Raw genomic sequence first — 25,358 nt, forward strand, 5'->3', positions numbered from 1 at the left:
GTTGATCACATAGGACACATAATGAGCGAGAGCTTTGCGGATCTTTTTGAAGAAAGCCTAAAAGAAATTGACATGCAACCGGGTTCCATTGTTCAGGGAACCGTAGTTGACGTCGATAACGACTGGGTCACCGTTAACGCCGGACTGAAGTCCGAAGGCGTTATCCCCGCCTCCCAGTTCCTCAATGAAAAAGGCGAGTTGGAAGTTGCTATTGGCGACGTTGTTGACGTAGCTCTCGACGCTGTAGAAGACGGCTTCGGTGAAACCCGTCTGTCCCGTGAGAAAGCCAAGCGCGCTGAAGCCTGGAAGGTACTCGAGAAGTCCTTCGAAGCTGAGGAAGTGGTTAAGGGTATTATCAACGGCAAGGTCAAGGGTGGTTTCACCGTCGATCTGGCTGGTATCCGTGCCTTCCTGCCGGGCTCTCTGGTAGATGTTCGTCCGGTTCGCGATACCGCGCACCTGGAGAACAAGGAACTCGAATTCAAGGTTATCAAGCTCGACCAGAAGCGTAACAACGTGGTTGTTTCCCGCCGCGCCGTTCTGGAAGCTGAAAACAGTGCCGAGCGTGAAGCTCTGCTTGAAACCCTGACCGAAGGGATGGAAATCAAAGGTATCGTCAAGAACCTGACCGACTACGGTGCATTCGTAGACCTGGGTGGTGTTGACGGCCTGCTCCACATTACCGATATGGCCTGGAAGCGCATCAAGCATCCGAGCGAAATCGTCAATGTGGGCGATGAGATCAGTGTCAAGGTGCTGAAGTTTGACCGTGAGCGTAACCGCGTATCACTGGGTCTGAAGCAGCTGGGTGAAGATCCCTGGGTTGATATCAAGGGTCGTTATCCGGAAGGCACCAAGGTTACTGCACGTGTAACCAATCTGACTGACTACGGCTGCTTTGCCGAGCTGGAAGAAGGTGTTGAAGGTCTGGTTCACGTTTCCGAAATGGATTGGACCAACAAGAACATCCATCCGTCCAAGGTCGTTCAGGTTGGCGACGAAGTGGGTGTGATGATTCTGGATATTGACGAAGAGCGTCGTCGTATTTCCCTGGGTATCAAGCAGTGTGTGGCCAATCCCTGGGAAGATTTCTCCAGCAGGTTCAACAAGGGCGACCGTATCTCCGGCAAGATCAAGTCAATCACTGACTTTGGTATCTTCATCGGACTGGACGGTGGCATCGATGGTCTGGTTCACCTGTCAGACATCAGCTGGAACGAAACTGGCGAAGAAGCCGTTCGTGAATACAAGAAGGGCGACGAAGTTGAAACCGTTATCCTGTCTGTTGATCCCGAGCGTGAGCGTATCTCCCTGGGCATCAAGCAGCTGGAAAGCGATCCGTTCGCCGAGTTTGTACAGCTGAACGACAAGGGCTCCATTGTTAAGGGCACGGTATCCGCTGTAGACGCAAAAGCAGCGACTATCACCCTGAACGACGAAGTTGAAGCTGTTCTGAAAGCCTCCGAAATCAGCCGTGACCGTGTTGAAGATGCACGCAATGCGCTGAACGAAGGCGACGAAGTTGAAGCCAAGATTATCAGCATCGACCGTAAGAACCGCGTCATCAACCTGTCTGTGAAGTCGAAGGATGTTGAAGACGACAAGCAGGCACTGGAAGGTGTACGTGCGAAGACGGCTGAATCCTCCTCTGGTGCGACCACTATCGGTGATCTCATCAAGGAGCAGATGCAGCAACAAAACGCCAACAAGGAGTAAGATTTCCGGTTGGTATAAAAAAACGGGCTCTAAGAGCCCGTTTTTTTTGTGTTTTTTTCTGGTTTGGCTAAACTAGAGCCAAGGAGCTGGTAACCGGCTATCCGATAATAATGTGAAGAGGGATGAGCCCAATGACAAAATCTGAACTGGTAGAGCTGATTGCGTCCAAACAGACGCAGCTTTCAGTGAAGGATGTGGAACTGGCTGTGAAAACCATCATAGAACATATGTCCCAGTCACTGGCAGATGGCCAGCGAATTGAAATCCGTGGTTTTGGCAGTTTTTCACTGCACCATCGGGCGGCCAGAACCGGGCGAAACCCCAAGACCGGTGAGGCTGTTCAGTTACCAGCTAAATTTGTTCCGCACTTCAAACCTGGTAAGGAGTTGCGGGAACAGGTCAATGACAGTCTGAAAAAGGGTTTCTGATTACCCTTTACATGGAAAGTTTTTAACCAGGTCCTGGTCTAGACGATCAGGCCCGCGTGGAGCGTTGCGACTATGGCCGGATTACAGAAGGTCCTTCTTATTCTGCTGGTTTTGTTTCTGGTTCTGGTGGCCCTTGTTTTTTCCCTTAATAATCAGATGGCGGTGTCCCTCAACTTTCTCCTTTTCGAGACCCAGCCCCACGGGGTTGCGGTCTGGATTATTATGTCTTTCGTGATCGGTGCTTTGATCGGAGTTCTGATTACCATGCTTGCAACCGTTCGCACATCGGTTTCCCGCCGTAACCTTGAGAAACGACTTGCTCGTACCGAGCAGGCATTGGAGAAATCCAGGGCCCAGAACGACCGGACGCTTTGATGGATATAGTGCTTCAGTGGCTGCTATTGACGATTGCGGTAGCTGCAGGTTGGTTTGTCGGGCGCATGGGCAATACCAGGGATCGCTCGAAAACGGCCATCTCGAGTGAAGAGTCGGTCAAGGATCGTTTGCAGTTTTTGTTTACCAATTATTCCGACCAGGCCGTCGAGAATTTTGTCCAATCCCTGGCCGTCAACAAGGAGACGGTTGGTCTGCATCTGTCGATCGGTGCGCATTTTCGGCATAAGGGTGAGACCGATCGCGCTATCCTGATTCACCAGAATCTCCTGGCCCGCCCAGAACTGCCATCACGTTATTCCCAGCAAGTAACCTACGAACTCGCCATTGACTATCTGAATGCAGGCCTGCTGGACCGGGCAGAAGCGCTGCTCCATCAGCTGATGGGAGACAGGGAGTATGGCCGCAAAGCCTCGCTGCAACTGATTGAGCTCTACCAGCAGGAGAAGGAGTGGGGCAAGGCCGGCCAGGTAGCCCGAACCCTGACAACCGGCGACCATGATCCGGGAATGTACAAGATGCTGGCCTACATCACCTGCGAAATCGCGGAAGATGCCCTCAAACATGACGACCGCTGGAAGGCCCAGAAGCTGACCAAGGAAGCGCTGGAATATGACAGTTCCTGTGTCCGGGCCACCTTTATCCTGATGAAACTCCTTGTTCGCCAGGGTAATTACCGGGATGCGGCCAATCAGAGTCTGAAGGTTTTTGATCAGAACCCCGAGTTCAGTTCTGAGGCGGTGGACCGCTTGATGAAACTCGAGCGGGAGCATGGTGACGTAGGGCGCCTGGTGAAGAAGCTCGGAAAGTTCTACGAAGCCTGGCCCAGCACCAGCCTGTTGCTGGCATTGGTGGAAGCCGTTGAACGTACCTCAGGCCGAATGGCAGCCATTGAGCTGCTGCGCCGCGAGCTGGAAATTCGGCCCAGTGTGCGGGGCCTGTTGCGCCTGGTGGAACTGGCCGGCTACGAAAAGGGCATGACAACGGACGAAGGCCGCCTTGTCAGCCGCATCGGCCACCTGATTCTGGCAAACCGGCCGGTGTACCGGTGTGTAAACTGTGGCTTCTCGGGCCAGCAGCTCCACTGGTTGTGTCCGAGCTGCAAGCAATGGGAAACCGTTCGCCCGATCCAGGGTGTGGAAGCCGAATAACCCGAATTTACGACACTCTGCAGGAAACCGACTGTGCTAACCCCCGATAATCCTCGAATCATTGTTGCCCTGGACTTCCCTTCCGACCAGCCTGCTTTTGCCCTGGCTGACCAACTTGACCCGGCAAAATGCCGACTGAAAGTAGGGAAAGAACTCTTTACCCGATCCGGCCCGGACCTGGTTCGCAAGCTTCAGGGGCGCGGTTTTGATGTCTTTCTGGATCTCAAGTTTCACGACATTCCCAATACCACGTCGGCAGCGGTAGCGGCCGCCGCTGAGCTGGGTGTCTGGATGGTTAACGTGCACGCCTCCGGCGGTGAAAAAATGATGGCCGCCTGCCGCGACCGGCTGGAAGCCTTCGGTAAGGACCGGCCGTTGTTGATTGCGGTCACGGTGCTGACCAGCATGGGTGCGGATGATCTCGCCGGTATCGGCATCACGGATTCCCCGGAGGCCCAGGTGTCCCGCCTGGCAACCCTGACCCGTAACTGCGGCCTGGACGGCGTCGTCTGTTCAGCGCAGGAGGCTCCGGCGTTAAAAGCCGAGCAGGGTGCCGACTTCAAACTGGTCACTCCCGGCATCCGCCCGTTGTCTGCCGACAAAGGCGACCAACAACGCATCATGACCCCCACGGACGCCCTCAAAGCCGGTTCCGACTACCTGGTCATCGGCCGCCCGATAACCCAGGCTACCGACCCTCTGGCTGCGTTGGAGGCTATTCATGCTGAGGTGGTTGGGCTCTGACACTGTGGAATCTGGTCTAGTTCGGCCCTGGCCTGCTGGTGTGGTGCGCTTTAGCCTGCTGGTAACGGTGCTACGGCGGGGTAAAACTGCCTTCCCGAAAAACGCTACAAGCACGTCCGTGTGCGCTTGGGCTCCGCCATCCCTGGCTCCGCACATTTTCGGGAAGGCAGTTCTACCCCGCCGGTTCCGGCCTCTGGAGTTATCGCCATAACAATGTAGGTCGGGTCGGCGTGATCAAACCCATATTTGCCTGCGAATCAGTCAAGCGATATCTGAAATGTTTAAACCGGTGCGGTGGGGCCTCCCTCACAAAAATGTGCGGAGCCATGGATGGCGGAGCTCAAGCGTACATGGATGTACTCGAAGCGGTTTTTGTGAGGGAGGCCCCACCGCGCCGAGCACCAACTAGCAGGCTAGGGCAAGACCAGCAGGCCAGGGCCGAAGCCAAAACAAAAGAACCAAAACGAAAAAAGCCGCCAATCCAGAGGACTAGCGGCTTTTCGGAATAGTGGCTCCCCGAGCTGGGCTCGAACCAGCGACAAACGGATTAACAGTCCGTTGCTCTACCAACTGAGCTATCGGGGAACGTCGTCATGTGACGAGGCGCGTATATTAAGGTTACCCCAACGCCTCGTCAACCCCTTGCCAACAATTTTACCCGAGGGCCTTTTTCAGGCGTTCAATGGCCTGCTTCAGGGTATCCAGGCTGGTGGCGAAGCTCAGGCGCATATGGCCCGGTGCGCCAAAGGCGGAGCCCGGTACCAGGGCAACGCCTGCTTCCTTCAGCAGTTTCTCGGCAAATTCCACATCATTGCTGACATCAGATTCAGCATCAATAGCACCCTGGAAACTCGGGAACACATAGAAAGTGCCGTCGCCATGCAGGCACTCAACGCCGGGCAGGGCGTTCAGGGCTTCTACCAGGTAGTCGTGGCGCTCCTTGAAAGCCGTAACCATTTCCTGCACACAATCCTGCGGGCCGTCCAGGGCGGCTGTCGCGGCTGCCTGGGAGATGGACGCCGGATTGGAGGTGCTCTGGGACTGGATTTTCTTCATGGCACCGATGATCTTCGCCGGGCCTGCGGCGTAGCCGATGCGCCAGCCAGTCATGGAATAAGCCTTGGAAACGCCGTTCAGAACGAAGGTGCGGTCATACAACTCCGGTGTGGCGTTCAGAATGTTGCAGAACGGCTGGCCGGTCCAGAGGATAGGTTCGTACATGTCGTCGGTGGCGATCATGATTTGCGGGTGCTTTTTCAGCACTTCGCCAATCGCTTTCAGCTCGTCCAGGCTGTAGGCCATACCGCTGGGGTTGGACGGGCTGTTGATCACGAACAGGCGGGTACGCTCGGTGATGGCGTTTTCCAGCTGTTCCGGGGTGATCTTGAAGCGGGTTTCGGCCCCGGTTTCGATGATCACCGGCTTGCCTTCGGCGACCAGTACCATATCAGGGTAGGAAACCCAGTAGGGCGCCGGGATAATGGCTTCGTCGCCCTTGTTCAGGGTAGCCAGGGCCAGGTTGAAAAAGCTCTGTTTGCCACCACTGCTTACCAGGATCTGGTTGGCTTCGTATTCCAGGCCGTTGTCCCGTTTGAACTTGGCAATGATCGCCTTCTTCAGGGCCGGCGTACCATCCACGGCTGTGTACTTGGTCTGGCCGTTGTTGATAGCTTCGATGGCTGCCTGCTTGATGTGAGCGGGCGTATCAAAGTCCGGCTCGCCGGCACCAAGGCCAATAATGTCCTGGCCAGCAGCGCGCAGTTCTGCGGCTTTGTTGGTCACTGCGAGAGTGGGGGATGGCTTGATTGCCTGTACTCGGCTGGAAAGTTGAAGGTCCAACTTGCGCTCCTTAAAGCTGCGTCTGATTAGGGCTCGGGCGGCTGAGAGGTAGTGGATTACACCATGTTCAGACCGCCCTGGATGCCACAGATGGTATCATGAAGCCCGCGTGACGATAAGTTTCTCTAACCCGATCGAACAGAGGATGTCTTCTGACTATGGCCACTTCAGAAACTGGCGCGCTGATGAAAGACGGCGCGTTCAAGGTGGATTCCCCGTTTCAGCCTGCTGGCGATCAGCCCAAAGCGATCGAAGGCCTGGTGGACGGCATCCATTCCGGCCTTGCTCATCAGACACTGCTGGGTGTGACCGGCTCGGGCAAGACGTTCACCATTGCCAATGTTATCCAGCAGGTGCAGCGGCCAACCATCATCATGGCCCACAACAAAACGCTTGCGGCCCAGTTGTATGGGGAGTTCCGGGAATTCTTTCCGGACAATGCGGTAGAGTATTTCGTTTCCTATTACGACTATTATCAGCCGGAAGCCTATGTTCCTTCGTCCGACACCTTTATTGAAAAAGACGCGTCCATCAACGAGCACATAGAACAGATGCGCCTCTCTGCCACCAAGGCACTGCTGGAGCGGCCAGACGCGATTATTGTGGCAACGGTTTCCTCTATCTATGGTCTGGGTGACCCTCAGTCCTACCTGAAAATGATGCTCCACCTGGACCGGGGCGATCAGATCGACCAACGCTACATTCTCCGGCGGCTGGCTGAACTGCAGTACACCCGCAACGATATCGAATTTCACCGGGCCAATTACCGGGTGCGTGGTGATGTGATTGACGTGTTTCCTGCGGAATCCGAGAAAGAGGCTATCCGCATTGAACTGTTCGATGACGAAGTGGAAAATCTCAGCTACTTCGATCCCTTGACGGGCGAGGTGCTGCGCCGGGTACCACGGGTGACCATTTACCCCAAGTCCCACTATGTCACTCCAAGACAGACGGTGCTGGACGCGGTGGAGCACATCAAGGTGGAACTGGACGGGCGCCTGCAGCAACTGCGTGATAACAACCGCCTGGTGGAAGCCCAGCGCCTGGAAGAACGCACCCGCTACGACATCGAAATGATGCTGGAGCTGGGCTACTGCAACGGTATCGAGAACTACTCACGCTATCTTTCCGGGCGCCGGCCGGGCGAGGCACCGCCCACATTGTTCGATTACCTGCCGCCCAACGCGTTGCTGGTGGTGGACGAATCCCACGTGACTATTCCGCAAATTGGCGCCATGTATAAAGGCGACCGGTCTCGCAAGGAAACACTGGTGGAGTACGGTTTCAGGCTGCCTTCAGCACTGGATAACCGGCCCATGCGTTTTGACGAGTGGGAGCGGATCGCGCCCCAGATGCTGTTTGTTTCTGCTACCCCCGGCAACTACGAAGCCGAACATTCAGGGCAGGTTGTGGAACAGGTGGTCCGGCCCACCGGCCTGCTGGACCCGGAAATCGAAGTTCGCCCGGCGTCTACCCAGGTGGACGACCTGCTCTCGGAGATCCGCCTGCGCACCAATGTCAACGAACGGGTGCTGGTGACCACGCTGACCAAGCGCATGGCGGAAGACCTTACTGACTTCCTGATGGAACACGACATCCGCGTGCGCTACCTGCATTCGGACATCGATACGGTGGAGCGTGTCGAGATTATCCGGGATCTGCGCCGGGGTGAGTTTGACGTATTGGTGGGGATAAACCTGCTGCGGGAAGGGCTGGATATGCCGGAAGTGTCGCTGGTTACCATCCTCGATGCCGATAAGGAGGGCTTCCTGCGTTCGGAACGCTCCCTGATTCAAACCATTGGCCGCGCCGCCCGTAACCTCCACGGCAAGGCGATTCTCTACGGCGACAGGATCACCGGCTCCATGCAGCGGGCGATTGACGAAACTGAGCGTCGCCGAGCCAAACAGGCCGCGCATAACGAAGAGCACGGCATTACGCCTCAGGGTCTGAACAAGAAGATTGCGGATATTATGGAGGGTGCCAGCGGCGGCGGTGGTCGCGGCCGTCGCAAGGCGGAGCGTCCCGGGGAGAAGGCTGCCGAAGAGGCAGAAAGGTACCGTGCGAAGACGGGTAACCGTTCTCCGGAGGAGATCCTCAAGGAAATCACTCGCCTGGAAGACGATATGTACAAGGCCGCCGCCGACCTGGATTTCGAGACGGCTGCGCGGTTGCGGGATGATATATCTGAGCTTAAAGAGGCAGCTTTGCGGACTGGCTAGTGGTTGTCGGATTACGGCTTTGCCTGATCCGACCTACGTGGCGGCGAAGCGGTCTGGCCGTCCCGTTTGGGCCCGACAATAACCGCCGCCTGCAGCGGCTGGTTCTTGCCATAGCGGGACATGCGGTCGAACACCCGACGGTCTACCGGCAGATACTGTTTGTCGGCGACTGTTTCGCCGATGTCTGTATCAATCTCCGGGTCGTGCAGGTAGACAAACTGGTCGTCGATGGCGCACACCGTCACCCAATGGGGAACGCGGCTGCGATTGAGTTGCCAGGTGCTGATCAGGATGATCGGAACCCGACCGTCGTGAAGGGCCGCCTGCATGCCATCCAGGGTGAGCGGGTCGTGGTGGAGTTCGATGCCGGTCTGGCCAATGTCATAGAGAAACCCCTCGTGCACCAGCTCCAGAACCCGTTTCTTGTCCTCATTGCGCACCGTGTCCTTGAATAACGCCCCTTCCTTGCTGATATAAGCGCTGGCATGAAACCCACGATGCCAGGCTGCCAGTGCCAGGCCGTGTGGGCCGCAGCCGCCGTGGCCGGCGAGCATGAAGATGGTGGTGGCTTCGCGCCAGAGCTTGAGCTCTTCGAGGGTGGTCATCATCTGCTGCTCGTCGAGCGTTGCCATGGCCATAATCAGAGCCGCCGGGCCGCAGGAAAATTCCGTAGTCTGGGGGTAGTAGGGCACTTCCGGAAATTCCCGGGACGGCTCATAGAACAGAATGCGGCGTTCAAAACGCAGGGCAGTGCCATGGTCTTCGTAATAGTCTCTTAGGGTGCCGAACTGGCGGTAACCCAGGCGCTGGTACAACCGGATCGCCGGGGCGTTGTCCTCGCGAACTTCCAGCCGCATGACGATGCGGCCGGCCTCTACCGCAGCCGCTTCAGCTTCGCGGACCAGTCGTTCGCCAATATTGCGCCCGCGTTCAGAGGGTGACACCGCAATGGAATAGATTCGCGCCAGTCTGGTGGCCAGGCTCATCAGCACCAGGCAATAACCCACCAGTTCCTCCCCGGCCACGGCGACAATCAGGCGGTCCCGGGGCATGTCCAGAAAACGGCGGAAGCTACGCCGTGAAATCCGGTCCTCGGTGAAGCAGCGGTTTTCCAGCTTAACCAACGCGTCCAGGTCTTCGCCGGTGGCGTGACGAAATTCAAGTGATGTCATAGTCTCGGGACTCTGGGTGACGCAAAAGTGGCGGCTTAGCCGGTTGCAGCTCTGGCGGCTATTATGAGTGAGTGCCGTCATTGCCGGTAGCGCGCAATTATGCGTAAAAGCACGCATTTCCTGCTAATTGTAGGTCAGGAGTTTCCGGCGTATTGTTGCGACATTGTACAGGCCCGGCTGACAGGCGGTTGCCCTGTTTTATTGTCCGCTATCCGGCACTGCCTTCATGGAGGAATGTTATTGATGTCACGTTTACTGATTGTTGTCGACCGGGCGAAAGACTGGGCGCCGTATTACCCCAGCGAAGACGTGCTGACCTTTGATCAGTACCTGCAGTTTTCCGCACCTGCTTCCAGCCGCGTCCGGGTGATCAATCTCTGCCAGAGTGCTCGTTACCTCAGCCGGGGCTACTATTGTTCCTTGCTCGCCGAGGCACGCGGGCATCATGTGGTGCCTTCGGTGATGACGCTCAACGACCTCAGCCGCAAGGGCCTGTTCTCTCTGCAGCTGGATGAGCTGGATGCCAGCGTTATCAACTGGCTTGAGGCGTCCGGTTCTGAAATAGAGCCAGCAGGCGACAATAGCCATGCCACTCATGAAGTGCGCATTCGAACCTACTTTGGCCAGGCCGAGCACGCGGATCTGAAGCCGGTCGCGCGGGCGCTATTTGATCGTTTTCCGTGCCCGGTGCTAGAGGTGGTTTTCCGCCGCGGGAAAACCTGGCAGATCGCGTCCATGAAGCCGGGTTGTCCGGCGGATCTCAAAGGCAAAGAACAGGACGCGTTTGCGGCGGCGTTCGACCGATTCAGCAGCATGGTCTGGCGCAAGCCCCGCACCCGCCGTCGCTATCGTTTCGACCTGGCGATGCTGGTGAATGCCGAGGAAGAAATGCCGCCCAGCGACAGGGAAGCACTGGAAAAATTCGAGAAAGCCGGCAGGAAGCTGGGCATCAATGTCGAGCAGATCGGGCGCCGTGACTATATGCGGCTGCCGGAATACGATGGTCTGTTTATTCGCGAGACGACTGCCATCGATCATCACACCTATCGCTTTGCCCGCAAGGCGGAGGCCGAGGGGATGGTGGTGATTGATGATCCGGTGTCCATTCTGCGCTGCACCAACAAGGTGTACCTGGCGGACTTGCTGAAGAACAACAAGATCCCCACACCCAAGACCCTGATCCTGTCCAAAGACCAGAAAGACAGTGCCGAACAGGTCATGCGTGAACTGGGCTTTCCCGTCGTCATCAAAATTCCGGATGGGGCGTTTTCCAGGGGCGTCACCAAACCGGAGGATGAAAAATCTCTGCGCGCTGGTCTGAAAGAGCTGTTCAAACAGTCCGCCCTGGTTCTTGCTCAGGAATACCTCTATACGGACTATGACTGGCGCATCGGCGTACTCGGCGGACGTGCCATCTATGCCTGCAAGTACTTCATGGTGGAAGGGCACTGGCAGATCTACCAGCACGGTGGTGCGGAAGTGGATAGCGGTGGTTTTGAGACCATGCCCACCTACGAGGTGCCGCGAAATGTTATTCAGGCGGCCCTGAACGCCACCAGACTGATCGGTAACGGCCTTTACGGCGTGGATATCAAACAATCAGGCAACCGTGTTGCCGTCATTGAGGTCAACGACAACCCCAGCATCGATGGGGGAGTGGAAGATCGTTTCCTGGGGGGAGAGCTGTACACCCTGATCATGCAGGAATTCCTCTCCCGCATGGAGGAAAAACGCCGCCGTTAGACCACCGGGTGACTATCCGTGTGGGCGTGCCAGATTCTCAGGCTGCCGAACCAGGGGTAGCTTCCCAGTTCACGGCTGATGCGTTGGGCATCGGGAAGTGTTTCGGTTTCGGGGATCTCCATAAACAGTTCCATGTGGACCTTGTTACGCAGGTAATGCAGCCTGAGGCGGCTGTTAGGTGGCAGGTTGCTGATATGCCTGCCTAGCTTGTCCCGTATCTCCTCGCGGCTGGGCAGCTGCTCTGAGGTCTGCGGCTGGGCTTCGTCGTTTTCTGCATCAATGTGGAAGTTGATATCGAGGATATTATCCAGCTGTTCGCGCATGGCAGAGACCACCTGCATGCCGATCTGGTGCCCTTCGGAAACGCTGATTTCCGGCCGTACCACCAGGTGCACATCCAGCATTATGTCGTGACCCATGCGGCGGCTGCGGAGCTCGTGAATGTTCCGCACACCATCGATACTCAAGGCCACCTGCTTCAGCAGGGCGGTATCTTCCGGGGACAGCCCCGTGTCTACCAGCTCCTTGACGCTGTCCCAGGTAAACTTCCAGCCGATATGAATAATAATGATGGAAATGACAACAGCAGCCAGGATGTCGAGCCATACATAGCCAAGCATGGCGCCGAGGGTGGAAAACAGCACAATCACTGAGGAAAAGGCGTCGGTCCGGCTGTGCCAGGCGTTGGCAATGATCAGGTCCGAGCGAATTCTGATCCCTATATGGCGGGTATAACGATAAATCCATTCCTTGCTGCCGACTGAGATGGCAGCGGCTACCAGAATAGGCCACTGCGGAAGGTTTGTTGCGCCGTCTGCCATCAGACGAAGGGTGTTATCCCAGGCAAGGGCTGCTCCCACGGCAATCAGAAAACTGCCCAATACCATGGTGCCCATGGTTTCAATGCGCTGATGGCCATAAGGGTGATCGGCATCAGGCCCCTGACGGGACACGCGCATGACCCCCAGAACCACGATATCCGACGCCACATCACTGAATGAGTGAATCCCATCCACTATCAATGCCTGGGAGTGGAACAATGCTCCGCCGACCACTTTTATTACTCCCAGAACGGCATCCAGCAGCATACCGATTACGGTCACTCTGGAAGCGGCTCTGCGCTCTTCAGGCAGGTTTTCCTTGCGCTTTGATAGTGGGCTCGGGTGGTCTTTCATTTTTTTGCTCCGGCGGCCAGGAAAACCAGTATAACGATATTTCCGGCAAGCTTCGCATAGGGTCGTGCACTACAGATTCTGGATGATTTATACACATCTCCGGAAAATGACTTCAAGGTAATATTTCGGGCCATGGTGCTTCCTGTCGGATAAAAACAAGCGCAACTAACTGATATTAAATAAGAAATAAACTGATCAAAAAATGATCAATTCGTAGGCTGGCGCGGATATCAAGGGTTCGACGACGTTGCCCCGCGATTTTCAACAGGGTTATCCACAGATTCCGTGGAAAAGGTCACAACACCTTAACGCTACAGACATTTTGCTGTCATATGAGTGGTGTAAGGCGATGCTGTGGAAAAGTTCCGGTATACTCCGCGTCATTCTCGATCAGGGAGATTCTGTATGTATGGCATTATGCGCGAATTGCTGTTCCGGCTGCCACCGGAAACCGCCCATAATCTGACCTTATCCGGGCTGGATATGGCCGGAAAACTGGGGCTGCTGAAGGCATTCGTTACCGAGCCGGAGCCGCTCCCTGTGCGGGTGATGGGCCTGGATTTTCCCAACCCGGTTGGCCTGGCCGCCGGCCTGGACAAGAATGCCGACCACCTGGATGCCCTGGGTGCGCTGGGCTTCGGGTTTATTGAAGTTGGCACGGTCACGCCACTTGCCCAGGCTGGTAACCCTAAGCCGCGTATGTTCCGGCTTCCTGAGCATCAGGCGATTATCAACAGAATGGGATTTAACAATCAGGGCCTCGATCACCTGTTGGCTCGTGTGGACGGGCGCCGCTACACAGGTGTGCTTGGCATCAACGTGGGCAAGAACAAGGTGACGCCCAACGAGGAATCTGAATCGGACTATCGCAAAGGCATCGCCGCTGTGTATTCCCGTGCCGACTACATCACAGTGAATGTGTCTTCTCCCAATACGCCGGGGCTCAGGGATCTTCAGTTTGGCGATTCACTGAAGGGGCTGATGCATGCCATCAAGGATGAGCAGGCCAGATGTGAGAAAGAGTACGGCCGCTATGTGCCGCTGGCGGTAAAAATTGCTCCGGATATGGACGATGACGGTATCCGCTTTGTCGCGGCCGCATTGAAAGACTCCGGGCTCGACGGGGTGATTGCAACCAACACAACCGTCAGCCGTGACGCCGTGGCAGGGCACCGGTACGCGGAAGAGGCGGGCGGGCTGAGTGGCGCTCCCGTGCGGGCACCCTCAACACGGGTCATTCAGGCGCTGTACGCAGAGCTGGGTGACACGTTGCCGATTATCGGGGTGGGTGGCATAACCGACGGGGCCAGTGCCGCCGAAAAAATTCGGGCCGGTGCAAAACTGGTGCAGGTGTATACAGGGTTTATCTATCGGGGGCCGGCGTTGATCCGGGAGTCAGTCGAGGCGATTCGGCAGTTGGGGCAGAAATAAAGTGGGCCCGCTTAGCGGGCCCGTGCGGGGAATGAACCCCGTGGCGCTTCATCGCATGGTACGGGTCGGGAGGACCCGTTTCGGTTGCTCTGAGTACTGCGTCAAATTGTGTGTTGTTGAAAGATCAGATTAAAGATTAGGGGCCTGGTCAAACAGCGTCATGCTGTTACGTTCGCCAGTTTGTGGATACCGGATACGCCGGTCATGCCCTCCCATTGATCTGTGCGGCCTTCTCGCCACCCGTTGAGCCATTCCTGGCGAACTTCTGGTTGTTCCAACGGGCAGCTGTCTTTTGCTTTACCGGACACGCCGGCCAGATAACCCCGTTTGAATGCACGAGCGTACATATCTCTTTTCTGTCTTTTCATGCCGTTCCTCACTAATGGATTAACAGAACAAGCGTGTACACATCTGCAGTGGCCGGCATTCGTGGCAACCCTTCCGGGGTAACCCACTATTGCCAGGTTTGGCCAGAGCAGTCAGGATCCTGTTAACAGAGAGCCCTTTTTTTGGCTCCCCGGAACGACGCGTCACCTACAAGGTAGGACTAAACCAACGCCCTTGTACACTATTTATTTAATCTATATGAAGCTTTTCTTATAGTTGTGTGACATAACAAGCCCGGAAAAACCGGGGGAATGCGCTATTCCACGACCTTGGCCCAGCCACACCAGAAACGACTCAGGAGTCGAACGTGTCAGACCTTAACTTTTTCGTAACGTGCCCCAAGGGCCTGGAATATTTGCTGGAGGACGAACTGCGTACCTTTGGCATGGATCCGGTCCGTAATGCGCCGGCAGGTGTCTGGGCCAACGGCACGCTGGAGAGCGGTTATCGCGCCTGCCTGTGGTCGAGACTGGCAAACCGGATCATCCTCCACCTCGCGGATGTGGATGCCACCTCAGGCGATCAGATGCTTGGTGGTGTGACGGATCTGGAATGGCAACAGCATATCCCTGTGAACGGCACTTTCCGCGTCAACTTTGTTGGCCAGAACGAGGCGATCCGCAACACCCAGTTTGGTGCGCAGCGAGTAAAAGACGGCATTGTTGATCGATTGCGCAGCGCCAGCGGCCAGAGGCCCTCCGTGGATGCGAAAAATCCTGATGTGACGGTGTCAGCCCGCCTCAATCGTGGCAAATTGTCGGTGGGTATCGAACTCAGTGGCGACAGCCTGCACAAGCGGGGGTATCGCACGGAGAAGGGGGCGGCGCCGCTGAAGGAAAACCTGGCCGCAGCTCTTTTGATGCGATGTGGCTGGCCAGACATATCGAAAGCAGGGGGCGATTTTGTGGATCCCATGTGTGGCTCCGGCACGTTGGTGATTGAAGCGGCCATGATGGCGCTGGACCTGGCACCGGGCCGTAAGCGCGAACGCTTCGGGTTTGAGCGGTGGCCGGGACATCAGCCGGATATGTGGCTGGCGTTGCGTCAGGAGGCCGAGAGGCGTGCCTATGAAGGCAAGCAGGGGATCGACGGCCGTGTGCCATTGTTCCTGGGTTTTGACCAGGACAGGGGCGTGATCCAGACGGCACGGAATAACCTGCAGCGCGCCGGGCTTGAAAGCATCGTGACCGTTGAACAGCGGGCAATCAGTGAGTTCACCCGGGGTGAAAGCTGGGCCGGGAATGGTCTGGTGCTGGTAAACCCGCCTTACGGCGAGCGCCTGAGCGAACGCAAGGAGCTGGGCAACCTGTACCGCAGCCTCGGCGAGGCTGTAAAAGCCGCATTGCCAGGTTGGCGGCTCGGGGTGTTTACCGGCGCGCCTGAGTACGGAAAGTCCGTCGGTCTGCGTAGCTACAAACAATATCGTCTTTACAACGGTAAGCTGCCGGCACAACTGCTGCTGTTCAATGTGGATGACGCCAGTGCCATGACACCGAGGGAACCTGACGTTCCCGGCGAAGTCACGCCCCGGATCGCCAATCAGGAACGCGCAGACATGCTGCGCAACCGCCTGAAAAAGAATCTCAAGACAGTGGGCCACTGGGCCCGAAAGCAGGGCATCGGCTGTTACCGCCTGTACGACGCGGATATGCCGGAATTTGCCCTGGCCATTGATATCTATGAGGGCCGTGTTCACATCCAGGAATATGCTGCACCCAAATCAGTGGACGAGCGCTCCGCACGAGAGCGGCTGGCTGAAGCGCTGGCGGTCATTCCCGACGCCCTGGGTGTGGATCGAGAAGACATGGTGTGTAAGCAGCGCCAACGCCAGGCCGGTACCAGCCAGTATGAGAAGCAGGCAGCCAGCGGTGAATTTTTCAATGTGAGCGAGCATGGCTGTGTGCTGAAGGTGAATCTCAAGGATTACCTGGATACCGGGTTGTTCCTCGACCACCGCCCGGTGCGGCACTGGATTCAGCAGCACGCGGCGGGCAAGCGGTTTCTGAACCTGTTCTGTTATACCGGGGCGGCAACCGTTCATGCAGCGGTCGGCGGCGCGACCCGATCATTGAGCCTGGATATGTCGAAAACCTATGTGAACTGGGCTGAAGAGAATCTGGCGCTTAATGGTGTGGAGGCTTCCTATCATCGGGTGGAGCAGGCGGATTGTCTGGCATGGCTGGCGGCCAAACCCTCCCCGGACCAGCGGTTTGACCTGATCTTCATGGACCCACCCACGTTCTCAAACTCGGCCCGGATGGCCGGTGTGCTGGATATCCAGAAGGACCACGGCCGGTTGATTCGCCAGGCGATGCAGCGGCTAACGTCTGAAGGGCTGTTGATATTCTCGACCAACTTCAGGCGCTTCAAGCTGGATGAAAGCCTTGAAGAAGAGTTCGCCATTGAAGAGGTGACCCGCGACACGCTTGACCGGGATTTCCAGCGCAATGCGCGGATTCACCGTTGCTGGCACATCAGAACTCATATTTGAAGCCGGTTGAAAACTGGAAGGTATTGGCGCCGGTCTCTGTGTCCTCGAACAACCGGCCGCCTTCCAGCATAATGAATCCGTTATCAATTACCTCGAAATCCATGCCTAGCAGCCAGCTGACGCTGAATGAACTGTCAGGGTATTCATCAGCAAGTGAGGCGTAAGGGGAGCGGTCTTCGGGATCGGCCTCCCGGGCCTTGCCTAAGGGGGTAAGGTTGGCTTCCCCCTGCACGTGGGAAAAACCGAACTGTGCGTAGGCATTGGCGTAGTCGGTCACCGGGTAATGCCCACCGATATACCAGCTGGCGAAATATTCGATGTCCAGCTCCAGCTCGTTGTCTATTTCGCCGGTAGTGGTGCCCGCGCCTGCACGGACTTCCACGTGGAAATGGTCAGAAATATGCGTGCCGAGCACCATGGAACCGGTTGAAGACCAGGTTTTTTCAAGGGTGTTCTGGCCCACCGAGCGGTGATTCAGGCCCGTCGCCAGGAGCCCGACGTAGGTCATGCCTTCGCGGGATTTTCTGTCCTGGGCGATAGCGGTTGTGGTTGTCAGCAGGGCGGCCGTTATCAGGGCAGCCGTGGAGAAATGTCGCAACAGCGTGGTCATTGTTATCGGGCTTCCTGGCATTGTCGGATTCCGACAGATTCTGCCTTCTGTAACTGTTTGTTACGTCGACACAAGTCACAGTTCGCCCTGACCGAAGCGTTGCAGAGAGCGGATTATTCGATGAGGCCTTCTTCCCGGGCGATCAACAGCAGTGCGTAAACGCCGTTTTCCGGCAACTGGGGCTCAAGGCCCTCGTCCGAAAGCAACTGGCGTCGCCGGTCGTCCAGGGCCTCCCGGGGCATGGTAGTGACGAGCTCTTCGATCCCTGCGATTTCGAAGGGGGCGTCCATGCTGACGGCGGTGAAAATGAGGTCCACCAGAACCTCGTCCGGATCCATGCCGTCCACGTACACAGTCTGGTCGGGCAGGTCCTGGTGTAGCTCTTGAGCCAGCTCGATCAGCGGCACACCCTGTTCTTCCAGGTAGAGCAGGTCTATGTCACCGAGGTCGGCGTCTTCCGGTATCCATTCGTCGGCAGGGGCGATCACGACGGTTTTCATCTGCCCGTCTTCCAGCGACCAGGCCATGGCCACGGGGAACAGTACGTCGTCGGTCTGACAGTATTCGATATCGAGAAAACGCGGTGCGGGCAAGGTACACTCTCCGGGTAGCCGGGCTGCGCTCTGGCAGCCGTTTAGTACGGATATGACGTCGGGCGCCATCATGCCATACTGGCGCCGCAATTATCAGTTTATCAGGGACATCATGGAACACGCTGAATTTAACAACGATCTGCTCGAATTTCTCAACGCCTCCCCCACGCCCTGGCACGCTGTTGCCACCATGAAGCAGCGGCTGGACAAGGCAGGCTTCAAGGCTCTGGACGAGAAGGAAGACTGGACTCTCGAGGCCGGGCAGGGCTACTACGCCATCCGTAATGGCTCGTCTATCGTGGCGTTTCACACCGGTAGGCGGGATGCGGCCGAAGCGGGTATTCGCATGGTGGGCGCCCACACTGACAGCCCCTGCCTGAAAGTGAAGCCGAACCCCGAACTTCGCCGCAAGGGTTTTTTCCAGTTGGGCGTGGAAGTCTATGGTGGCGTGTTGTTGAACCCCTGGTTTGACCGCGACCTGTCCCTGGCCGGCCGGGTAACCTACGTGGACGACTCTGGCCGCGTGAAAGATGCGCTGGTGGATTTCCACAAACCCGTGGCCTACATCCCCAGCCTGGCCATTCACCTGGACCGGGAGGCCAACAGCAACCGTACGGTTAACCCGCAAACAGATCTGCCGCCTGTTCTGATGCAGGTGCCAGAGGATGACACCACCCGCTTCGCCGACCTGCTCACCGACCAGCTCGTACGGGAGCAGCCGGATATCAGTGTCCGCAAGATCCTGGGTTATGAATTGGGTTTCTACGATGCTCAGCCGGCATCGATCGTCGGGCTGCGTGGAGACTTTATTGCCTCGGCAAGGCTGGACAATCTGCTGAGTTGCTATATCGGGCTGCAGGCGCTGGTTGAGTCGTCAGGGGAGGAGCCTTCCCTGCTGGTGTGCAATGACCATGAGGAGGTGGGTAGCATGTCTGCAGAGGGCGCCCAGGGACCATTTCTGTCTGCGGTACTGGACCGCTGGTGTGGCGCTGGCCGGTCGCGTGCGCTTGCCCGTTCAATGATGATCTCGGCGGACAACGCCCACGGTATTCACCCCAACTATATGGACCGGCATGATGAAAATCACGGGCCGATCCTGAACCAGGGGCCGGTGATCAAGGTTAACCACAACCAGCGTTACGCGACTAACAGCCGCTCGGCGGCACTGTATCGCCACATCAGTGATGAGCTGGACATGCCGTACCAGACCTTTGTAGTGCGTAGTGATATGGGATGTGGCAGCACGATCGGTCCTTTGACTGCCGGCAACCTCGGGGTAACCACGCTGGATATCGGCGTGCCGCAATTTGGCATGCATTCCATTCGGGAACTGGCTGGAACCAGGGACGGTGTAATGCTGTTCAGAGTATTGCGGGAGTTCATGCAGCGGAGGGAGGTGCTGTAAGTGGCTCCCCGAGCTGGGCTCGAACCAGCGACAAACGGATTAACAGTCCGTTGCTCTACCAACTGAGCTATCGGGGAACAAAGTCGGAATGGCGCGCATAATAGGCACTTTCCCCGGTGGCGTCAACCCCATGAATTGAAAGGTTAAATTTTGTACTACCACTTTCTGGACTACAGACCACCGCCCTGGTTGCGCAACGGCCATATCCAGTCGGTCTGGCCGACGCTGTTTCGCAAGGTAGCGTTTGCAGCGCCGGTGCGGGAGGTTTTGCCTACCGATGACAACGACGAGCTGCATCTGGACTGGTACCGGCAGGGCAGCGAACGGCTGGCGGTATTATCCCACGGTCTGGAAGGCCATAGTCGACGCCCTTACATGCAAGGTCTTGCACGCGCGCTGTTCAATGACGGCTGGGACGTGTTGACCTGGAATTTCCGCTCCTGCGGCGGCGTGATGAACCATCAGCCCCGCTTCTATCACAGCGGGGCAACGGCCGATCTCGACAGGGTGGTGAAGCACGGGCTTGGAAACGGGTATAAAGCCGCGTTTCTCTCGGGTTTCAGCATGGGTGGGAATCTCACCCTGCTGTACCTTGGCCAGCAGTCGGAGCAGGTGGACAGCCGCATCTGCGGTGCCATTACCTATTCCGTACCCTGTGACCTTGCCGGCAGTGCGGATACGCTGGCGCTGCCCAGTCGGCGCATCTACATGCGTCGCTTCCTGCGGGACCTGCGGGTGAAGATGGAAGAGAAATCGAAGCGGTTTCCGGACCTCATTGATACCGAGGGCTTTGATAAGATTCGCACTTTCCATGAGTTTGACGATCGCTATACGGCGCCGTTGCACGGTTTCCGGGATGCCCGGGACTATTGGGAAAACTGTTCGGCATTGGGGAAGCTCAAAGATATCCGCGTGCCGTCGCTGATCGTCAATGCCGGTGATGACCCGTTTCTGTCCAGGCAGTGTTTTCCGGAGTCCCATGCGCAACTGGGGGCGCATGTTCGTCTGGAATCGCCCCGTTGGGGTGGTCATGTGGGGTTTGTCGAGCACGCCGGCGACGGTTACTACTGGTCTGAACGCCGGGCTGTTGCTCATGCCAGGTCACTGCTGGCTTAAAAACGGGGTTGATTAGTGGCGCAGCATGGGTTCCAGTACCGGCCAGACATTATCCAGTAGCTGGCTCTGCGCCTCGGCCGTCGGATGAATGTCATCATCCTGCATCATGCCTTCCTGGTCATAGATGCCATCAAGGAAGAAAGGCACCAGTTCGGTGTCCTGTTCGTTCGCCAGCTCCGGATAAATCTTCGCGAAGGCGCTGGTATAGCGCTGGCCATAATTGGGGGGAATCTGCATGCCTACGAGCAGTGCCCTGGCGCCGGCTTCATTCACGTGCTCGATCATGCTGGAGAGGTTGCGACGGATGACCTGAGGCGGGAAGCCCCGCAGGCCGTCGTTGCCCCCGAGTTCGATAATGACGATGTCCGGGTCGTTTTTTTCCAGCAGTTTGGGCAGGCGCCGCAAGCCGCCGTCGGTGGTCTCTCCGCTTATGCTGGCGTTTACCACCTGCCACTGATCAAGGCCTTCTTCGTCCAGGCGTTCCTTCAGCAGGGCGACCCAGGCTTCTTCGGTCTGTACGCCATAGGCTGCACTGAGGCTGTCACCAAAAATCATCAGTGTGTTCTGGCTGGCCTGTGCTTGCACACCGACACAAATTAAAGCTATGAAAACTATTGATCTCAGGCGTAAAAATACCGTATGCATAGAGTAGTTACTTCCAATAAACCCGTTGTGGAGAACCCGTGAGCGACCTAAGCGAGCACAAATCGGATAGTCAGCGCGTTATCCTGAAAGTCAGTGACCTGACCCACAAGGTTAGCCTGGAGACTGATACGTTGACGATCTTGCAGGGGGTCAGTCTGGAAATCAACCGCGGCGAGTCCGTCGCGATTGTTGGCCGCTCCGGTTCCGGCAAAACCACCTTACTGGGGCTGCTGGCCGGGCTGGATACCCCATCTGAAGGCACCGTTGAGCTTGATGGGGCGGTGATCAGCCAGCTCAGCGAGGATGAGCGCGCAAAACTCCGGTCCCGCCGGGTCGGTTTCGTGTTCCAGTCATTTCAGTTGTTGCCCGCCCTGACGGCGCTGGAGAATGTCATGTTGCCGTTGGAACTCGGCGGTTTTGACAGCCCGGACAAAAAAGCGCGGGATTTGCTGGAACGGGTCGGGCTCGGGGAACGCCTGTCCCACACCCCAAGGCAGCTCTCCGGCGGCGAGCAACAACGCGTGGCCATCGCCCGCGCCTTTGCTTCAGAACCTGCCATCCTGTTTGCCGATGAGCCCACGGGTAATCTGGACAACCATACTGGCGCGGAGGTGTCAGACCTGTTGATGACGCTGAACCGGGAGCAGGGAACAACGCTGGTCATGGTCACCCATGATGAGCGGCTTGCCGCCCGGTGCGCCCGACACTTCAACATTGAAGCCGGTATCCTGACCGAACCGTCCGTCTCAGAGCAGCCGGAAGCGGTGAACTGATGGGCGCCTCGAAGAAGCTGACGTCGGTCAAACGCGACTGGCGCGAAAGAGACGTCCGCGTTGTTCTCTCCGCGCTGATCATCGCGGTTGCTACGGTGGCTACCATTGCCCTGTTTGCCAGCCAACTTCAGCGCACACTGGTGTCTTCTGCCAGTTCTTTCCTTGCGGCCGATCGACAGCTGGAAGCGGAAAACGGCAGGCCCGTCCCAGAAGCCTGGATGCAGGAGGCCGAGCAAAGGGGGCTGGAAACCGGTCGCATGATCGAGTTTTCCACCATGGTTTATGGTGCGGACAATTTCCAATTGGTGTCGATCAAGGCGGTGAATGACGCCTATCCGTTGCGGGGCCAGGTGGAATACCAGGAAGGCCTGGACGCGCCCAGACAAACGGTCAGTCATGGGCCGGGGCCCGGAGAAGTGTGGCTTAACCCACGCCTGTTGCGGTTACTGGAACTTGAAGTTGGCGATACCCTGGAGGTGGGTAACCATGAGCTGAGCATTTCCGGCCTGCTGGTTCGTGAGCCCGATGGGGGCTTCCGAATGTCCTCGTTGGCGCCGCGGGTAATGATGCACGTGGATGACGTGGAAGCCACCGAGGTGATTCAGGAAGGCAGCCGGGTGGAGTATGTGTATCTGTTTGCAGGCGATGAGTCTGCCTTGAACGATTACTACCGCTGGCTGCAACCACAGCTGGAGCCGAGCCATGAGTGGGAAGGCGTGCGCGACGGAGAAACCTTCTCCGAGTCTCTGGAGCGGGCAGAGCGTTTCCTGCTGCTGGGTGGCAGCCTGGCGGTAATGCTGGCGGCGGTTGCTGTTGCGGTGGCCAGTCGCCAGTACGCGTTATCACAGAGGGACACCGTTGCCCTGCTGAAAACCCTGGGCGTTAGCAGCAAAGGGATAGGCCGGCTGTATATCCGTCGCCTCGCTCTCTGGGGGATTGCAGGTGCTATCGGAGGACTGCTGGTGGCCCTGCCTCTGTATTGGCTTCTCTCCAGCGTGCTGGGGGATGTCCTGGAGCGTCAGATCGATTATCAGCTTGACCCCAACGCACTGGTGCCAGCACTTCTGACCGCTTTGGTGTCCCTGTTTGCGTTTGCCTACCCGCCCATTAGAAGGTTGCGCAATGTTCCGGCCATGAGAGTATTGCGAAGCCAGCCTGGCGAATCCGGCCGCGAGGCGATTCCGGATCTGATCATTGCAGTGGTGGCCATATTTGGTCTGGTTTGGATGTATGCCCGGGAAGTGTCCCTGGTGTTGTCGCTGCTGGGTGGGCTTGTACTGCTGCTTGGCACCCTCGGGTTGTTGGGATGGTTGCTGGTGAGCACCCTGCGCAGGATCAGTGGCGGCGGCAATGCGTGGCGGCTTGCACTGGTCGGGCTGTATCGTCATCGTCGGGCCAGTCTCTCCCAGATTGCCGTGTTTGCAATGACACTGATGCTGGCGGCCACACTGATATTGGTCAGAACCTCGTTGCTGAGTGACTGGCAGGCACAGTTGCCGGAAGATACGCCCAATCATTTCCTTATCAACATCGCCCCCCAGGCAGTCGATGAGGTAGACGAATTCTGGGCAGAGCGCGGGTATCCGCTGGAGCAATTGTATCCCATGGTGCGCGGCCGGCTTACCGAGCTGAACGGACAGCCTGTCAAGGAAGCGGTAACCAAGGAAGAGCGTGTCGGTGCCCTCAACCGCGAACTCAATCTGACCTGGATGGACACATTGCCCGAAGACAATGAAATCGTGGCAGGAGAGTGGTTTACCAGGGGGCAAACCGACGGCGTGTCCATCGAGGCGGAGCTGGCCGGCAAACTCGGAGTCAAAGTGGGCGATGAGCTTGGCTTCACCATCGGGTCAGACAAGGTGACAGAGACAGTTACCAGTATCCGGACGGTCCAGTGGGACAGCATGAAGCCCAATTTCTACATGGCATTTCCGCCCGGAGGCGGGCTTGACGATATGCCGGCTACCTGGATTACCGCGTTCTTCCTTCCGCCCGACATGAAAGGAAAACTTAACGAATTTTCGCGACAATTCCCGACCGTGTCTGTGCTGGAAATCGACCATGTCATTGAGCGTATACAGGAAATCGTGCGGCAGGTAACACAGGCCATCGAAGCCATCCTGGCACTGATTCTGGCCGCGGCCCTGGTGGTTATGGCCGCCGTGGTCAGCGCCACCATGCAGGACCGGCAGCGCGAAGGTGCCTTACTACGAACCCTTGGTGGCCGGCAGTCGCTGCTGGTGAGAAGCACCATGCTGGAGTTTGCATTGCTTGGCTTCTTTGCCGGCATCCTTGGGGTGGCGGCCGCGGAAGGCGCGGTCTGGGCACTGCAGTTCCGAATGTTTGAGGGGGAATTTCGCTGGCACTGGCAGGCCATTCTGCCAATTCCGCTACTCAGTGCGCTGGTACTCGCGATGTTTGGCCGCTGGCAGTTGAAACCGGTGCTGAGTGTGTCGCCAATGCTGCTGCTGCGGCGTCTGGAGTAGCGCAGCGGGGCTGCGCAAGCACGGCTGGCTGAGAGTCGGGAATTAACGGTAGTTGGAGAGTATCTCCTCCAGCTCACCGTTTTCCTTCATGGCTTGAAGCTCACGGTTAAAGGATTGAGCAAAGCTCTCGCAGTCTTTCCTGAGCATCAGTCGAAAACCGTATTGGCTCAGCTTGGTCGAAGTGGTGCGAAATTCACCTTGCATGTTTTCGTTGCGCAGTATCCACCTGCCGACCAGTTGGTCTGCAACTGCAGCATCCATGTCTTCTCCGTGGAGTACATAGTGGAACATGTCTTTGTCACGGGAAACATCAAAACGCTTGATTGTGCCCGCCAGGAAGTGAGGTTCCAGAGCGGGGTAATGGTAACCGAGGTGTGTCACCAGCGTGCGTGAGAACAGGTCCTCAGGCGCTTCAAATTCCAGGGCTGAATCCTTGGGCACAAACAGCACTTCCTCGATATCCACGATGGGGTCGGTAAAGGCGAACTCATCGGGATTGTCGGTCCACTCCCTGGCGCGGGGAGTGGCGTCGATATAGCCTTCCTTGAGCATCTGGTCCACGCGTTTGCGAGGAATCTGTTCAGGAATTACCACGTAGTCCAGGCGGTCTGCAATCGCGGTGACCACGTCCCACATGATGCCGGACTGTTTTCCGTTCTCGTTGATGAGATAGGGCGGGTAGCCATTGGGAGAGACATTGAAGCGGACAACCCGCTCAGCATTCCGGGTGGCTGCTTGCTCTGTGGCGAGTGCGTTTGTTCCCGACAGGAGTGAGAGTGACAGTAAAACAAAAACTAGCGGCAGGTGCCGGTTGGATGATGCGGTGCGCATAGATGCG

Annotated in this window: 21 protein-coding genes and 2 tRNA genes; 13 read left to right on the forward strand and 10 right to left on the reverse strand. The window is 57.2% G+C overall.

Annotation, left to right across the window (positions count from 1 at the left end; translation table 11 throughout):
- Positions 1-21 precede the first annotated feature (21 nt).
- From rpsA to pyrF, 5 genes are all read left to right on the forward strand, one after another.
- The gene (gene rpsA, locus FO268_RS17405) at positions 22-1,716 is read left to right on the forward strand and encodes a 30S ribosomal protein S1 (protein WP_150994508.1); all 1,695 of its coding nucleotides are present in this window, start codon (positions 22-24) and stop codon (positions 1,714-1,716) included.
- 131 nt (positions 1,717-1,847) lie between these two features.
- Positions 1,848-2,144, forward strand: a complete 297-nt coding sequence (locus tag FO268_RS17410; protein ID WP_007154691.1) for an integration host factor subunit beta — start codon at positions 1,848-1,850, stop codon at positions 2,142-2,144.
- 72 nt (positions 2,145-2,216) lie between these two features.
- Positions 2,217-2,519: a LapA family protein gene (locus FO268_RS17415; protein WP_027831725.1), complete on the forward strand. Its 303-nt coding sequence runs from the start codon at positions 2,217-2,219 to the stop codon at positions 2,517-2,519.
- Complete coding sequence (gene lapB, locus FO268_RS17420; RefSeq protein ID WP_150994509.1) at positions 2,519-3,688, forward strand: lipopolysaccharide assembly protein LapB; 1,170 nt, start codon at positions 2,519-2,521, stop codon at positions 3,686-3,688. The genes FO268_RS17415 and lapB overlap by 1 nt, the downstream gene beginning before the upstream one ends.
- A 33-nt stretch (positions 3,689-3,721) precedes the next feature.
- Positions 3,722-4,432, forward strand: a complete 711-nt coding sequence (gene pyrF / locus FO268_RS17425) for an orotidine-5'-phosphate decarboxylase (RefSeq protein ID WP_150994510.1) — start codon at positions 3,722-3,724, stop codon at positions 4,430-4,432.
- Positions 4,433-4,941: 509 nt separating this feature from the next.
- On the opposite strand, the gene FO268_RS17430 is transcribed toward pyrF, so the two are convergent.
- Together FO268_RS17430 and FO268_RS17435 are read right to left on the reverse strand one after the other, a co-directional pair.
- A tRNA-Asn gene (locus FO268_RS17430) sits at positions 4,942-5,017 on the reverse strand.
- A gap of 69 nt (positions 5,018-5,086) precedes the next feature.
- Positions 5,087-6,271, reverse strand: coding sequence for a pyridoxal phosphate-dependent aminotransferase (locus FO268_RS17435; RefSeq protein ID WP_150994511.1), 1,185 nt, complete (start codon positions 6,269-6,271; stop codon positions 5,087-5,089).
- Positions 6,272-6,456: 185 nt separating this feature from the next.
- On the opposite strand from FO268_RS17435, the gene uvrB reads away from it, so the two are divergent.
- A complete protein-coding gene (uvrB, locus tag FO268_RS17440) occupies positions 6,457-8,493 on the forward strand; it encodes an excinuclease ABC subunit UvrB (RefSeq protein WP_227716536.1) in 2,037 nt (678 codons plus the stop codon).
- An 11-nt stretch (positions 8,494-8,504) separates the two neighbouring features.
- Here uvrB and rimI read toward each other — a convergent pair whose 3' ends face one another.
- On the reverse strand, positions 8,505-9,665 hold the full coding sequence (rimI, locus tag FO268_RS17445) for a ribosomal protein S18-alanine N-acetyltransferase (protein WP_150994513.1): 1,161 nt from the start codon (positions 9,663-9,665) through the stop codon (positions 8,505-8,507).
- 243 nt (positions 9,666-9,908) lie between these two features.
- On the opposite strand from rimI, the gene FO268_RS17450 reads away from it, so the two are divergent.
- Complete coding sequence (locus tag FO268_RS17450; RefSeq protein WP_150994514.1) at positions 9,909-11,408, forward strand: RimK family protein; 1,500 nt, start codon at positions 9,909-9,911, stop codon at positions 11,406-11,408.
- Here FO268_RS17450 and FO268_RS17455 read toward each other — a convergent pair.
- Positions 11,405-12,583: a cation diffusion facilitator family transporter gene (locus FO268_RS17455; protein ID WP_150994515.1), complete on the reverse strand. Its 1,179-nt coding sequence runs from the start codon at positions 12,581-12,583 to the stop codon at positions 11,405-11,407. The two genes, FO268_RS17450 and FO268_RS17455, sit on opposite strands and share 4 nt — an antisense overlap.
- A 405-nt stretch (positions 12,584-12,988) precedes the next feature.
- Here FO268_RS17455 and FO268_RS17460 point away from each other — a divergent pair, with 405 nt between their 5' ends.
- A complete protein-coding gene (locus FO268_RS17460; RefSeq protein ID WP_150994516.1) occupies positions 12,989-14,014 on the forward strand; it encodes a quinone-dependent dihydroorotate dehydrogenase in 1,026 nt (341 codons plus the stop codon).
- Between the two features lie 158 nt (positions 14,015-14,172).
- Here the strand turns inward: FO268_RS17460 and rmf are convergent, their stop codons facing one another.
- Positions 14,173-14,382 carry a ribosome modulation factor gene (rmf, locus tag FO268_RS17465; protein WP_027831734.1) on the reverse strand — a complete coding sequence of 70 codons (210 nt, stop codon included), beginning with the start codon at positions 14,380-14,382 and terminating at the stop codon, positions 14,173-14,175.
- Between the two features lie 326 nt (positions 14,383-14,708).
- Between rmf and rlmKL the strand changes: the two genes are divergently transcribed.
- The gene (gene rlmKL / locus FO268_RS17470) at positions 14,709-16,892 is read left to right on the forward strand and encodes a bifunctional 23S rRNA (guanine(2069)-N(7))-methyltransferase RlmK/23S rRNA (guanine(2445)-N(2))-methyltransferase RlmL (protein WP_150994517.1); all 2,184 of its coding nucleotides are present in this window, start codon (positions 14,709-14,711) and stop codon (positions 16,890-16,892) included.
- On the opposite strand, the gene FO268_RS17475 is transcribed toward rlmKL, so the two are convergent.
- Both FO268_RS17475 and FO268_RS17480 read right to left on the reverse strand, forming a co-directional pair.
- Complete coding sequence (locus FO268_RS17475; RefSeq protein ID WP_150994518.1) at positions 16,876-17,502, reverse strand: outer membrane beta-barrel protein; 627 nt, start codon at positions 17,500-17,502, stop codon at positions 16,876-16,878. The two genes, rlmKL and FO268_RS17475, sit on opposite strands and share 17 nt — an antisense overlap.
- Positions 17,503-17,615: 113 nt before the next feature.
- Positions 17,616-18,095: a hypothetical protein gene (locus FO268_RS17480; RefSeq protein WP_150994519.1), complete on the reverse strand. Its 480-nt coding sequence runs from the start codon at positions 18,093-18,095 to the stop codon at positions 17,616-17,618.
- Positions 18,096-18,207: 112 nt separating this feature from the next.
- On the opposite strand from FO268_RS17480, the gene FO268_RS17485 reads away from it, so the two are divergent.
- A complete protein-coding gene (locus FO268_RS17485) occupies positions 18,208-19,500 on the forward strand; it encodes a M18 family aminopeptidase (RefSeq protein WP_150994578.1) in 1,293 nt (430 codons plus the stop codon).
- A gap of 1 nt (position 19,501) precedes the next feature.
- On the opposite strand, the gene FO268_RS17490 is transcribed toward FO268_RS17485, so the two are convergent.
- A tRNA-Asn gene (locus FO268_RS17490) sits at positions 19,502-19,577 on the reverse strand.
- Between the two features lie 73 nt (positions 19,578-19,650).
- Between FO268_RS17490 and FO268_RS17495 the strand changes: the two genes are divergently transcribed.
- Complete coding sequence (locus FO268_RS17495) at positions 19,651-20,616, forward strand: YheT family hydrolase (protein ID WP_150994520.1); 966 nt, start codon at positions 19,651-19,653, stop codon at positions 20,614-20,616.
- 12 nt (positions 20,617-20,628) lie between these two features.
- Here FO268_RS17495 and FO268_RS17500 read toward each other — a convergent pair whose 3' ends face one another.
- On the reverse strand, positions 20,629-21,261 hold the full coding sequence (locus FO268_RS17500) for an arylesterase (protein ID WP_150994521.1): 633 nt from the start codon (positions 21,259-21,261) through the stop codon (positions 20,629-20,631).
- Between the two features lie 38 nt (positions 21,262-21,299).
- Between FO268_RS17500 and FO268_RS17505 the strand changes: the two genes are divergently transcribed.
- Both FO268_RS17505 and FO268_RS17510 read left to right on the forward strand, forming a co-directional pair.
- Positions 21,300-22,034, forward strand: coding sequence for an ABC transporter ATP-binding protein (locus FO268_RS17505; protein WP_150994522.1), 735 nt, complete (start codon positions 21,300-21,302; stop codon positions 22,032-22,034).
- A complete protein-coding gene (locus FO268_RS17510) occupies positions 22,034-24,520 on the forward strand; it encodes an ABC transporter permease (RefSeq protein WP_150994523.1) in 2,487 nt (828 codons plus the stop codon). Before FO268_RS17505 ends, FO268_RS17510 begins: the two co-directional genes overlap by 1 nt.
- A gap of 42 nt (positions 24,521-24,562) precedes the next feature.
- Here FO268_RS17510 and FO268_RS17515 read toward each other — a convergent pair whose 3' ends face one another.
- A complete protein-coding gene (locus tag FO268_RS17515) occupies positions 24,563-25,351 on the reverse strand; it encodes a substrate-binding periplasmic protein (RefSeq protein WP_150994524.1) in 789 nt (262 codons plus the stop codon).
- Between the last annotated feature and the right edge of the window lie 7 nt (positions 25,352-25,358).

Origin of the sequence: Marinobacter denitrificans (assembly GCF_008795955.1) — a bacterium.
Lineage (GTDB): Bacteria > Pseudomonadota > Gammaproteobacteria > Pseudomonadales > Oleiphilaceae > Marinobacter > Marinobacter denitrificans.